Origin of the sequence: Rivularia sp. PCC 7116, from assembly GCF_000316665.1 — a bacterium.
In the GTDB taxonomy this organism is placed as follows: Bacteria; Cyanobacteriota; Cyanobacteriia; order Cyanobacteriales; family Nostocaceae; genus Rivularia.
Window position 1 is genome coordinate 2,437,079 of record NC_019678.1, and the last position, 12,990, is coordinate 2,450,068.

The 12,990-nt window shown below is 39.6% G+C and carries 9 protein-coding genes and 1 tRNA gene; 3 read left to right on the forward strand and 7 right to left on the reverse strand.

From position 1 onward, the window contains the following. Positions 1-276 precede the first annotated feature (276 nt). Positions 277-744, forward strand: coding sequence for a GNAT family N-acetyltransferase (locus tag RIV7116_RS33745; protein WP_015118087.1), 468 nt, complete (start codon positions 277-279; stop codon positions 742-744). Positions 745-853: 109 nt separating this feature from the next. On the opposite strand, the gene psbA is transcribed toward RIV7116_RS33745, so the two are convergent. The 3 genes from psbA to RIV7116_RS09540 all read right to left on the reverse strand — a co-directional run bounded on the left by psbA (position 854) and on the right by RIV7116_RS09540 (position 6,828). Beyond that, complete coding sequence (gene psbA / locus RIV7116_RS09530; protein ID WP_015117135.1) at positions 854-1,936, reverse strand: photosystem II q(b) protein; 1,083 nt, start codon at positions 1,934-1,936, stop codon at positions 854-856. Positions 1,937-2,240: 304 nt separating this feature from the next. Beyond that, positions 2,241-3,743, reverse strand: a complete 1,503-nt coding sequence (locus RIV7116_RS09535) for an MBOAT family protein (protein WP_015118088.1) — start codon at positions 3,741-3,743, stop codon at positions 2,241-2,243. Positions 3,744-3,903: 160 nt separating this feature from the next. After that, entirely contained in the window at positions 3,904-6,828 is a 2,925-nt protein-coding gene (locus RIV7116_RS09540; RefSeq protein ID WP_015118089.1) for a D-alanyl-lipoteichoic acid biosynthesis protein DltD, read from the reverse strand. Positions 6,829-7,077: 249 nt separating this feature from the next. Here RIV7116_RS09540 and RIV7116_RS09545 point away from each other — a divergent pair, with 249 nt between their 5' ends. Both RIV7116_RS09545 and ppc read left to right on the forward strand, forming a co-directional pair. Continuing rightward, complete coding sequence (locus RIV7116_RS09545; protein WP_015118090.1) at positions 7,078-7,329, forward strand: hypothetical protein; 252 nt, start codon at positions 7,078-7,080, stop codon at positions 7,327-7,329. Between the two features lie 92 nt (positions 7,330-7,421). Further along, positions 7,422-10,481 (forward strand): phosphoenolpyruvate carboxylase, encoded by a 3,060-nt coding sequence (gene ppc / locus RIV7116_RS09550; protein ID WP_015118091.1) that lies wholly within the window; start codon positions 7,422-7,424, stop codon positions 10,479-10,481. Positions 10,482-10,818: 337 nt separating this feature from the next. On the opposite strand, the gene RIV7116_RS09555 is transcribed toward ppc, so the two are convergent. The 4 genes from RIV7116_RS09555 to RIV7116_RS09570 form a co-directional block, all read right to left on the reverse strand. After that, positions 10,819-11,289 (reverse strand): pentapeptide repeat-containing protein, encoded by a 471-nt coding sequence (locus RIV7116_RS09555; RefSeq protein WP_015118092.1) that lies wholly within the window; start codon positions 11,287-11,289, stop codon positions 10,819-10,821. A gap of 528 nt (positions 11,290-11,817) precedes the next feature. Continuing rightward, a tRNA-Pro gene (locus RIV7116_RS09560) sits at positions 11,818-11,891 on the reverse strand. Positions 11,892-12,003: 112 nt separating this feature from the next. Further along, positions 12,004-12,366, reverse strand: coding sequence for a DUF1818 family protein (locus RIV7116_RS09565; protein WP_015118093.1), 363 nt, complete (start codon positions 12,364-12,366; stop codon positions 12,004-12,006). A gap of 87 nt (positions 12,367-12,453) precedes the next feature. Continuing rightward, on the reverse strand, positions 12,454-12,930 hold the full coding sequence (locus tag RIV7116_RS09570) for a hypothetical protein (RefSeq protein WP_015118094.1): 477 nt from the start codon (positions 12,928-12,930) through the stop codon (positions 12,454-12,456). Positions 12,931-12,990 lie beyond the last annotated feature (60 nt).

Here is a 12,990-nt window from a genome sequence, read left to right on the forward strand (position 1 = left end):
TCGCTAATTGGTTAGCGACTACTCTTAATTATGTTTAATTACTTAAAACGGGTGGTTTGGTTTGTGTAGGTGGAGTTGATTACAATACAATTGATGAAATATAGCAGTTTTCAGTTGAATAGAATACACCCCACTTAACAAGGAGAGGGGAAGGGGGTGAGGTTTCTCAAACTGTATTGCACTCAAATGAAAAGCGCTATAAATATATTTCTAGAAGCTTTAGGCAACCTATAATATTTAACTTCTAAATCTGCTGGTAAAGTAACAGGGGCATGGATGATTTCAATTAGAAAACTGAATCCTGAAGATATCCAGCTGTTTTTTTTATGGCGAGATGCAGACATTTACGTTCATAATATGCTGCGACGGGAAGTAATGGAACATGAAGAAGGGAAGCGCATTATCTTCATAGCTTCAATTGATTCAGTGATTGTAGGAACAGTCCAGCTTGTTCGCAAACATTATGATATTGAATTGGCTGATGGAATCTTTACTGGCTATTTACAGTCGCTTTTAGTTGATAAAAATTACAGAAGACGAGGAATTGGTTGTAAGTTAATTCAAATAGTAGAATTTGAGGCGATGCAGCTTAATTTTCAACGTCTAACTATTATGGTTGAATCAGATAATTCCGCTGCACTTAATCTATATCACAAAATGGGTTTCTCTTTTTTCAAAAATTCTAACAATATGTGGCGCGGAATGGAATATTGCGTCCAATGTTTGGAAAAAAATTTGTTCTAATTTAGATTAAATTATAAATAATTACACAGCAAAAAACGCCTCCCGATTGCTCGGAAGGCATTTTTTATGTAGAGACGTAAAATAATTACGTCTCAAAATTATTCAATTATTAACCGTTGATTGCGGGAGCGCTTACTGCAACAGGAGCAGTTTCACCAGCAGCTAAATCTAAGGGGAAGTTGTGTGCATTTCTTTCGTGCATTACTTCCATACCCAAGTTAGCTCTGTTTAATACATCAGCCCAGGTGTTTACAACTCTACCGCTAGAATCGATTACAGACTGGTTGAAGTTGAAACCGTTCAAGTTGAACGCCATGGTGCTGATTCCCAAAGCGGTGAACCAGATTCCGACTACAGGCCATGCAGCTAAGAAGAAGTGCAAGCTACGGCTGTTGTTGAAGGAAGCGTATTGGAAGATTAAACGACCAAAGTAACCGTGAGCAGCTACGATGTTGTAGGTTTCTTCTTCTTGACCAAATTTATAACCGTAGTTCTGAGATTCGGTTTCGGTTGTTTCACGTACCAAAGAGGAGGTTACCAAAGAACCGTGCATAGCACTGAACAAGGAACCACCAAATACACCAGCTACACCTAATTGGTGGAAGGGGTGCATCAAAATGTTGTGCTCAGCTTGGAACACGAACATGAAGTTGAAGGTACCGGAGATACCCAAAGGCATACCGTCAGAGAAAGAACCTTGTCCGATGGGGTAGATCAAGAATACTGCGGTTGCTGCTGCTACAGGAGCGGAGAAAGCAACACAGATCCAAGGACGCATACCCAAGCGGTAAGATAATTCCCATTCACGACCTAAGTAGCAAAATACTCCAATTAGGAAGTGGAAACATACCAACTGGTAAGGACCACCGTTATACAACCACTCATCTAGAGAAGCTGCTTCCCAGATTGGGTAGAAGTGTAAACCGATAGCGTTAGAAGAAGGAACAACTGCACCAGAGATGATGTTGTTTCCGTAAATCAAGGAACCTGCAACAGGCTCGCGGATACCATCGATGTCAACAGGAGGTGCTGCTACGAAGGCGATGATGAAACAGGTGATTGCAGAGAGTAGGGTAGGAATCATCAAGACACCAAACCAACCGATGTATAAACGGTTATTGGTGCTGGTAATCCATCCACAGAACTGCTCCCACGCACTTGCGCTTTCGCGTCTTTGTAATGTGGTTGTCATGGTTCGGATAATTGCTTTATTTTTTAATAATCAGGCGTGATTTCTCTTGCCTGTTATTAACAACTTTACATTAGTTTATTCACTTAGGAGCATTTACTCAGTTTAATTTAAATTATGTTAAATATAACTTAAGCTTATATTAGTTGATAGTTGATGGTTGTTTTAATGAGGAATTACGCAATTGTCATAATGCTCGGTCGTGCTGATAAGTCAGTGTACAAGCACCCTGCAAGAAAAATTTGCTAGTTGCGGCCATTCCTATTAATAAGAACTAACAACTATCAACTATCAACTATCAACTAACTTAAAAGTCAAAATAGATATAAGGTAATCTTCCTTCGGGGGCTAATACCCAAACAGCCCAAAGACATAGGGGTATAAATAGAAGTTTCAAGTGCCAATTAAGGTTAAGTTTGAGGCGATTGTTAAGGGCATAAGAGATAGCCATGATCGACGCGATCGCAATTAATAAGGCAGCAAGCTGATACTGACTAATATTAAGAGCTTCGACATAAACTTTTTGAGCAAACTGCGCGTCAGCCGAACGACCAAATAAATTAGTAATTACGAACCAGGAATCTTGCACGTTAGGTAAACGGAACCATATCCACGAACTAAAAACCATTAATTGAGTAATGAGCCAAGCTAAAATTATTCCTGCCGGATTCTGCCAGAAGTTTTCCAGAGGCTCAAATTTGTCGCTAATAACATCAGTGAGACGATGCACTACTAATGCTAAACCGTGGTATGCGCCCCAAATTACCCATCCTAAAGCGGCATCGTGCCAGATACCGGCAATAACCATCACAGTCATTAAGTTCAAACAGGTACGAACTAAACCCTTTCGAGAACCTCCGAGGGGAAAGTAAAGGTAATTACGCAGCCAATCACCTAAAGTCATGTGCCAGCGTCGCCAAAAGTCAGCAATGCTAGTACTGAAATAGGGATGGTTAAAGTTTTCTGGTAATACTAAACCGAAGAGTAAAGCACTACCGCGAGCAATATCTACATAACCGCTAAAATCTAAATACAGTTGTAAGCCATAAGCAAAAGTCGCTAGCCATAAATCAACGCTACCCGCTCGCTGCAAGCTACTGAAAGATAAATCAACAAAAATACCTAAATGGTCTGCTAAAAGAGCTTTTTTTACCGCTCCTCTAGCAATTAACCACAATCCCTCAGCTATCCTATCGGGGCTAGGAAATACAAGGGTATTAAATTGATTTGCGAGATTATGATAGCGAGTAATCGGACCGGAAATTAGTTTGGTGAAAAAAGATTTATAACTTGCAAATTCAATAAATTGATTGCTAGCAGGGGCACCCCGATAAACATCCACTAAATAAGCAATACACTCGAAAGTAAAAAATGAAATTCCTAGAGGTGCAATTATTTTAAAAGCATCATCGTTACCAGCATTGATACTGCTGGAATTAAAGAAGTTAAATAAAGCTGGTAAATATTTAAACCCAAACAGCAGCACAATATTTAAAATAATTCCCAGCCATAAAACCTTCAAACGACGGCGATTCCAATCGGCTTGAGCAAACTGCCACTGTTCATTAGAAATCCGCCAATCAAGAGTATGTTTTCCAGGGGAAGTATTTTGTCCCAGGGCTAAGCCCAAACGAAAATTGATAAAAACCAGCGTCAACAGTAATGGTAAATAATAAATTTGGTTAGACGCATAAAATATCAAGCTGGCAATAAATAAAGTCCACAGACGCAACTTTTGTTGTTCTACAGACCAATAAATTGCCAATATACACAGTAGAAACAGTCCGTATCCGAACGAAATAAAGTTCATTTTTATCAGTGAACAGTGAACAGTTATCAGTGAACAGTTAGCAGTTAGCAGTTAGCAGTTATCAGTTGTCAGTTAGCAGTTATCAGTAGCGAGTAGCAAGTTAGAAATTACCAATGCCCAATGCCCAATGCCCAATGCCCATTACCCATTACCATCTTCTCTACTTACCACTCCAAGATATCATTGGGTCTTTAGCGAGTTTTTTGGATACTTCGTAGGCTCCGTAACGGTTGAGGTGACTGGGGTCGGAAAAATAGTCATTGGCTTTTGGCCATGCTTGACTCAAGTCTCGGTAAATGAAGTTGGAACGGCTTGATAAATCCAGCATGTAATTTTCAAATTCTTGTTCGTATTTTGTACGTGCTGGATCTAAATATTCTGCTGTTAGAGGCATATTTACGAACACTACATTGATATTTCGTTTTTCTGTGTAGTTGAGTACTGCTTGCAGAGCTTCATTTTGCTCGCCAAGTAGTTCAAAGTCTTGATAGTCTTTATCGTAATTACCTGCGACTTTGGCATGTTTTTTGTAATAAGTTTTAGGATTAAAGCGGATAGATAATGGTAAAAACCCATCAAAATCTACTGCGTAATTAGAAGCATCTTCGGAAATATTAGCTAAATCTTCTGAAGAATCTACTTTCTTGAGAGCGCTAATTATCGGTAAAGATTTAAATATTTTGTTGAGTTGACCTTTGATTTGGTCGCGTTTTTCGTAGGAATTTGAAACCGTAGCAAATCCTTCGTTTAATTTATCGTTAATAATTTGATTGCCATTATTTGTTTTTTTAGCTAGTTCTGCTTCTTTTGTGGTTTTTGGTGGAGCATCTTGAGAATCTTGTCTTGCTAAAGATGTAGAAAGTGCATATTGGTAACCCGGAGATGCTGCGATCGCGGCAAAGGTACCGTCGTTTCTACCGCTATTAAAAGCACGAGAACCATCCGCCCAAATAATTGTTTTTGGTAGTTCTGCTGGTTGGAGTACGCGACGAATTATAAAGTCTACAACTTGGGCTGTGGCACCGTTTATACCAAAGTTAAATACGTCAATATCCGTATAACCCTGCGTTGCTAAAGCTTTAGAAAGTGCATCTGGATCGACACCTCGTAAAGCACGGGAAGAACCGATAATTAATACATCCGGTGGTACGCCATTTTTTGCCAAACGCTGTTTGTATAGCGCTAATTGTTCATCTAATTGCCGAGCATTGAAACTGGGAAGCTGCGATCGCGCTGCTAGGAGAATGGCTGTTGCTGTTGCTTTACCTCTCGATGGTTTATTGTTTGCGGTGAAGCCAGAACTGTTAAAGGTTGAATTACCATTAGCGTTAGATTGTGATTCTGTACTATTAGCAAGAAAAGCTGTTGTTTCCTCTGTTGCAGCGGTTGCTGGCGGTGATTGAGCAATTTGTGAAGTTGGGGGTGCAGATGAAGTCAAGATTTTTCCCAATACCCAATCAGTTTGCAGAGTCAATAATAATCCTAGGGCACCCCAAATTAAAGCAACCTTACCGACTCCTGTTTCTGAATTGGGCTCGGATACCTGCTGTTTGTCAACAAAAAGCTGGGTTTTTAAGAATCCATTTTTGATGGTTTCACCCCAATCCTTGGCAATATCAGCAATAAAGGTATGAATTTCTTCTGGTGTTAAATCGGGACGTAATACAGTTTCATTATCGTTGGGTAACAATTCCTGCACGTAAGCAGAAGTCGCTGCAAATTCTGGAGTTGCTTCGGGTACTACTCGCTGGCGTTGCTGGAAATCCATGCCGGATTGCCAAAATGGTTTTTTATTACCGGCTCTCCTCCCGTAAACGCGCACGCCTGCAAGATTATCTAACTGTAAATGCTTAACAAAATTGATAACTTTGGCGGCTACTTGTTTGCGTGCCGGACATACGGGAGCATCACACATAATGTGTAATAAATCTTCTCTTCGCGCCAAAATTACGCGAATACCACCAGTCTTTAAACGCCGATCTAAATTGGGATTGAGCAAGCGTTGGATTAAAAAAGTAATTGCTTCAATATCGCCGAGCTTAGCTAATTCCATTGCCGAGGATGCTAAAGCGGGATGTTGTTTCGCCGGTAAAGACTGCCAATCAATCCAAGCGGGTTGAGAGGAAGTTACTGTTTTTTGTCCATAAATAGCTGCTGATAATATTCCTTGGGGAGCTAATGCTTCTAATTGAGGAATAATTTTGTCCAAACATAAAGTTTTAGCGGGAATCACCCCATCTTCAGGAGATTGAGAACCAGGAGTACAAAATATATGTAGTGTTGAATCTTGTAAAGAAGCTTGTACTTCTACCTGAGACTTATTAAATCTAATATTTAAAATCCTGGTAATTGCTTGCACATCTCCCCATCGCGCCCATTCCTTGAGCATTGTTTCTGGGGGTGTCAAATCAATTAGCAGCAGCCAATCTGGTTGAGTTTCGCCGACAACTTGTGTAGAAATTACTGCATCTCGATAATTTAATAGCTTCAGATTTCTTAACTTCGCTGCTACAGGCTCTGCAATCAAGGATGGATCTGGGGTGTAATTTGATTGACAAAAAACCCACAATCGACCTTTATTGCTAGCAATGTCGGCAGAAGCCTTCTGCCTTTTGACTTTAACTTGGACGGCTACTCCTAAAGTACTTAAAGTCTCGCTCAAATAACGAGCAATGGCATTTGGATCTCCCTGACGAGCCAAACTTTCATTAGATAAAATTAACGCTCCCGGAGGCGCACCCACTTGTAAAAGTGCAGTTTTAACTTCTTCTAAGTGCTTATCAAGTTGACTCAGATAAACCTTGTGGCACCATTCGGGACGTTTTTCGTTTTTTTTCTTGCCGTAAACGAAAACTTGGTATATTGAAGGTTGTTCGTTTTTTGTTAAAGCATCTAAATCAGTTTGTTGTAAAGCTTTGAGCAAATCCGATAAAGTGTTCCATCTCGGAGGGCCAGATGGAGATTCGCAAAGAATATGCAGGTCGTTTCCTCGCAACCGGACTTTTACCCCTATAGAGTTTATCCCTGTTGCTTGGCTTACCCACTGTGCTAGTGATTGTTGGGTTTCTAGAAAGGCTGTTTTCATCGCAAGTTGACGAAAAAGGATTGAGCGGACGCGGTTAGCTGGCAACAGCTAGTAAACTAGAATCATCGAAATTATTAAGCGCGAGATTTAGGAAGGAACAATACGCAGCTTGTTATCTCCTTTCTCTTACCGATTTGTTTGGAAGGCTGATTGGATTAGCCCATATTAACTTCGTAACAAACGATAATCGCTCTCTCATATAAAGTTTTGTGTTTTATTTAACTTATCTTACAGCAGTCAAAAATATCTATGTCCTCTCAAACAGTTAATTCTAAATCATCTCAAGCTCAATTAAATTTAGGCTTATTTTCGATTCCCCAATCCTTCATATTGTTTTCGGGTACCGTTTCTGTCTTAACATTAGTGTTAGCAGAAAAAGCTACAGGCGAAGCACTTGTAGCATTAGGACAAGCCAGCGAAGAAATCTTTCGAGGCGAGCGTCTACCAATGCTTGATTTCCCAACTTCAAATTCCGAAGACTCAGACAAAAACCCAGTATAAGAAGTCTTAACCCTTTCTAGGGAAAAATTTTTTATGGGTTCACAACCACAAAAAATCATCAACAGTAATCTGTTCTAATACAAAGCGAGGATATGAGTACCGTTTTATACACTGACGCTCAGGCAGTAAATATCTACCCCGCATCAGATTTGTTTTTGCGCCATCGCCTGCAAATCGTAGAGGAAGTGTGGGAATTAGTTCTCCGTGAAGAATGCGGACAACAAATGGTAGATCTCCTCAGACAACTACGCGATTTATGCTCTCCAGAAGGACAAGCAACTGATAACCAAGCTTCTTCGGTATCAAGCTTAATTGAAAATTTGAGCATTAATGAAGCAATTAGAGCGGCTCGTGGATTTGCTTTGTATTTTCAATTAATAAATATCGTAGAACAGGATTACGAACAAAAACAGCAGCTAACTCGCTACGAAGAAGAAGAGCGATCTGGAGAGAAAGAAACTTTACCGCCTATTATTTATTCGAGCAATCAACAGGTTGAAGATGTTCATCTCAACAGCGGCGTTAATGCAGATTTACTAGTCAAAAGTTGGCAAGCCAAACCAAATTCAAAAGACAAAGGGACATTTGCCGAACTATTTCCCAAATTATTCAAGTTAAACGTACCTCCGGCACAGATTCAACGGTTAATTGCACAATTGGATGTGCGTTTGGTGTTTACGGCTCACCCCACTGAAATTGTCCGTCCCACCATCCGAGAAAAACAGCGACGAGTTGTAGATTTACTACAAAATCTGGATGCATCCGAAAAACGTTCTGGTAATACTAGCGCCGGAGTTTATTCTTGGGAAACAACCCAACTCCGCTCTCAATTGCTTGAAGAGATACGTTTGTGGTGGCGTACCGATGAACTACATCAATTTAAACCAAGCGTACTTGATGAAGTAGACTACGCGCTGCATTACTTCCAAGAAGTTTTATTTGAAGCAATTCCTCAGCTTTACCAGCGTCTGGAGTACTCATTAAATTCGACTTTTTCGAGACTTGAGCCACCTAGTAAAAGCTTTTGCCAGTTTGGTTCTTGGGTAGGTTCCGATAGAGATGGAAATCCTTCCGTAACACCGGAAATTACTTGGCAGACTGCTTGCTATCAACGCCATATGGTGTTAAACAAATACATTGATTCTGCTAAGGGTTTAATTGAATTACTCAGCGTATCGCTACACTGGAGCGACGTACTACCTGACTTATTAGAATCTCTGGAAATTGAACAGTCCCAGATGAGCGAAGTTTATGATGAATTAGCATTACGCTATCGTCAAGAACCTTATCGTTTAAAGCTCGCTTATGTCGTAAAAAGACTAGAAAACACGCGGGAACGTAATTCAGCATTGCGGAAGCGGGAAATCATTAAAGACGATAAAGCTCCAATTTACCGTTCTGTTTCAGAATTTTTAGCCGATTTGAGGTTAATTCAACGCAACTTGTCAGAAACGGGTTTAAAGTGTCAGCAATTGGAAAATCTCCTGACACAAGTTGAAATTTTTGGCTTTAATTTGACCCAATTAGATATTAGGCAAGAATCAACTCGTCACAGCGATGCAATCGGCGAAATTCTCGAATATCTAGGAATTTTAGACCAAAAGTACGATGACTTACCAGAAGAAGAAAAAATTGCTTGGTTAACTAAAGAACTGCAAACAAGAAGACCTCTAATTCCCGCTCAGCTACCGTTTGGGGATAAAACCAACGAAATCGTGGAGACGATGCGCTTAGTGCATTCGTTGCAAAAAGAATTTGGTTGCAACATTTGCCAAACTTACATTATCAGTATGTGTCGTTCCGTCAGCGATGTGCTGGAAGTATTGTTATTAGCTAAAGAAGCAGGACTTTATGACCCCGGAACGGCTGTAGGTACAATCCGAGTCATACCCTTATTTGAAACAGTAGAAGATTTACAGCGTTCGAGACAAGTAATGAAAGACTTGTTTTCTCTTCCTTTATATCGCGCTTTACTTGCCGGAGGATATGAAGTTTACGAGGAAGGCAAGGAAACAAAGCAAGAAGGCGAAAGTTCTCCTTTATATCCCAACTTACAGGAAATCATGTTGGGGTATTCTGACAGTAATAAAGACTCTGGCTTCCTCAGCAGTAACTGGGAGATTCACAAAGCCCAAAAATCTTTGCAGCATATAGCAGAACAATACGGCTTGGGCGTGCGAATATTCCACGGACGGGGTGGTTCCGTAGGACGCGGCGGCGGACCAGCTTATGAGGCAATTTTGGCGCAACCGGGCAAAAGTATTAACGGTCGGATAAAAATTACCGAACAAGGTGAAGTTTTAGCTTCTAAATATTCCCTACCGGATTTAGCACTATACAATCTCGAAACAATTACCACTGCCGTAATTCAAGCCAGTTTATTGCGTGCCGGGTTTGACGATATCGAACCTTGGAACGAAATCATGGAAGAATTAGCAGCGCGATCGCGTTCTCATTATCGAGATTTAATCTACGAACAACCGGATTTTATTGACTTTTTCAATCAAGTTACCCCCATAGAAGAAATTAGTCAGTTACAAATTAGTTCTCGTCCGGCTCGTCGTCCGTCGGGTAAGAAAGGCTTGAGCAGTTTGCGTGCAATTCCCTGGGTATTTAGCTGGACGCAAACTAGATTTTTGCTACCTGCTTGGTATGGAGTAGGTACGGCGTTGCAAGAGTTTCTTAATGAAGCTCCAGAAGACCACATTCAATTATTGCAATGCTTTTACAGAAAATGGCCGTTTTTCAAAATGGTTATTTCTAAGGTAGAAATGACCTTGGCTAAAGTCGATTTACAAATGGGACGGCATTATGTAGAAGAGCTATCTAAAGATGAAGATAAGCAGCGTTTCGATCGAGTATTCAACCAGATTTCTAGCGAGTACTATCTGACGAGAAATTTAGTGCTGAAAATCACCGGGCACGAAAGACTCTTGGATGGAGATCCAGTTTTACAACGTTCCGTACAATTAAGAAATGGTACTATTGTACCTTTAGGGTTTATCCAAGTATCTTTACTCAAGCGTTTACGTGATAGTAAAAACAATGCGAGTTCTGGAGTCATTCACTCGCGCTACAGTAAAGGAGAATTGCTCCGAGGGGCGCTTTTAACTATTAACGGAATCGCTGCGGGCATGAGAAATACTGGTTGATTGAGAATTTAGAATTGGGCATTGGGCAATTTGTTGTTAAATTGCTTAAGGCGTTGGATTACAACGTCTCTACAATCGTTTCCTACTGACTACAAAATGTAGGTAAATATAATTCGCTTAATTCCGCAATGCCAAAATGGCATTACAGAAAATCAAAAACTCCGATTTCTATAAAAATCAAAATAGAAATCGGAGTTTTGCTAATTATTATTTTTTCGTTGCGTATTTGGTAGTTCAATAGCTGAGGTAACTAGCGATACATATTTAAATATTTTTCCAGCTATTGATTCACAAGTTAATTATTTATAGGCTTTCGGAGAATCCCTGACAAATAAATTTAATCCCAATCTGGAAAAGGATTAGCATTACCATCCACTGCTTCTCCACCAATACCAATTCCTGTATGGAATATTTCGGCATTAGTGATGTTAATGTCATCCATGGATGCTTCGTATACGTTAGAGTCGTAAATTTTAGCACTGGCTAAATTGGCATCATTCAAATTAGCTTGCTTAAAATTAACGTTGGTTAAGAATGCCGAGGTTAATTTAGCATCTTCTAAATTCGCACCAGTCAAATCAGCACCTTCTAGATTAGCGTGTTCGAGGTTTGCTCCCCGAAGATCTGCTCCTCTCAAATCAGCACCAATTAAATGCAAGCCTCGTAGATTCGCTCCTGATAAGTCGCAACCTACACATTCCCTAGTTTCAAGTAGCTTTTGAACATGCTGCGGATTTTCAGCTTTCACTGAGCTAGTAAAAAGCAGGGGAGCTACTACAGTTAGAGCAACCAAAAGTTTCTTAATCATAAATTTTTCCCCTTTTGCAATCGAATATCTTCCGTTCGTTTCCTCACGATTCTATTATCTCATTAATTTCCCAGAGTATAAGGATTAACGATAAAGCTTCACAGTGAGAATCGTTTTCATTTGACATTTAAACTAGAAAAATCTTGAATATGTTTAATATTATGGGGGTTTTCAGCTATTCTCAGATTCTAAAAGTGTTGATTTCTTAATGTAAATTTTTATTAATACTAATTTCAATCGAGTATAATTTAATTTTATTTATTAAAAGATATTCGAGGAACAGTTCTATAGGAAGCTTCTAATTGACTATAATTTAGTCAGATTTTATTTCCCGATTAAATGGAGCAATAAGAAAAATCAATTTTTCCTGTTTTCATCAAAAGCTGCATTTTATTTAATGCGGCAGTAAAAACTTGCAGGAATAGTATCAAATGCAAAATTATTTGATCGGCAGTCAAAAGATGAAATATTACTCTAAAGTCATTTAGCCATAGAGATATTTATCTGAATATTATAGATTCAATCAAATCGGAGCGGCGGGATTTGAACCCACGACCTCCACTACCCCAAAGTGGCGCGCTACCAAGCTGCGCTACGCCCCGCAAATCGGACTTTAAAAATAGGATTTTAAATTTTTCCTTGTAGAAATATTAAATCCTTGGGGTTTTAACTTTAGTATATTAGCACAAAATTGAAACGAAACAACTATTTAGTTCAAAAAACATCGAGCATAGCTGCGGCTTGAATTAAATCTCGAACGACAGTGGAGTCCCATTTACCTTCAACGCCACGACCTGAATTGAGAATAAAACGTAAACTATAGGCATGGGGATAACCTTCTACTTCCATCCACAGCAAACTGCTTTCTGCTTCGCAGGCAATTTTTTCTTCATCCATCAATTCCGATTCCATTTGCTGCATAGTGTCTGCAAGCTGTCTTAACAGACGACAAAAATCATTTAGCTCGGCTTCCGTTAATTCAACAGCCCATTCATCCGTACCTACTAAACCTTTAAATTCTCTTGCTACTGGATTAACGCCGATACGCCAACCGTTTCCTTTTTTGAGTACGCGCATGGGGAAGGGTGGGGAATAGGGAGATAAGGAGATGGAGATAATAATAACCAACTACCAATGCTCAATACCCGATGCCTAATATTTTATTTATTTTTGATTGAATATGTTAACCAAAGTTTGAATTAAAGTGTTGCGCTCGGAGCGATTGAGAGCTTTGATTGCAGCGCGATCGCCATCAATTGGGTTTTTTGTTAAAGTCTTAGAACCTGGATAGGAAGCATCATACATTATTTCGTTAGCGCCTAGATAATCGGCTAATGTTAATTTCCAATCTAAGCGAGTATTAGGCGCTCTGCCTTTGATATAAACGTGATAGCGTATGAGACGACGAGCTAAAGTTTGATTTTCGGAGACTTTGCGAGTCTTTTTGCTAACATATTTGTTTTCTCGGGGGAATTCAGGCAACTGCTGATAAACTTTTCGCCAAGCATCTGATGAAGCTATTGTCTGAGCAACAGTAGGTTGTATTCCGAATATATTTGTATTTAAATTTATGTACGGCGAAGTTAGGATAACCGCACCAGTTGCGATAATGGCTGTAAGTAGCCTGTATTTTAATTTCATCGAAAAATGAATAGTTAGCAGTTAGCAGTTAACAATATGATGTTACAGTTCATCATAAAG

Bases quoted from the DNA above. Each gene is read 5' to 3' on its own strand.
- RIV7116_RS09570 (WP_015118094.1), bottom strand. From the start codon at position 12,930: ATGAAATTAAAATACAGGCTACTTACAGCCATTATCGCAACTGGTGCG.
- RIV7116_RS09545 (WP_015118090.1), top strand. From the start codon at position 7,078: ATGTCCTCTCAAACAGTTAATTCTAAATCATCTCAAGCTCAATTAAAT.
- RIV7116_RS09540 (WP_015118089.1), bottom strand. From the start codon at position 6,828: ATGAAAACAGCCTTTCTAGAAACCCAACAATCACTAGCACAGTGGGTA.
- RIV7116_RS33745 (WP_015118087.1), top strand. From the start codon at position 277: ATGATTTCAATTAGAAAACTGAATCCTGAAGATATCCAGCTGTTTTTT.
- psbA (WP_015117135.1), bottom strand. From the start codon at position 1,936: ATGACAACCACATTACAAAGACGCGAAAGCGCAAGTGCGTGGGAGCAG.
- ppc (WP_015118091.1), top strand. From the start codon at position 7,422: ATGAGTACCGTTTTATACACTGACGCTCAGGCAGTAAATATCTACCCC.
- RIV7116_RS09565 (WP_015118093.1), bottom strand. From the start codon at position 12,366: ATGCGCGTACTCAAAAAAGGAAACGGTTGGCGTATCGGCGTTAATCCA.
- RIV7116_RS09555 (WP_015118092.1), bottom strand. From the start codon at position 11,289: ATGATTAAGAAACTTTTGGTTGCTCTAACTGTAGTAGCTCCCCTGCTT.
- RIV7116_RS09535 (WP_015118088.1), bottom strand. From the start codon at position 3,743: ATGAACTTTATTTCGTTCGGATACGGACTGTTTCTACTGTGTATATTG.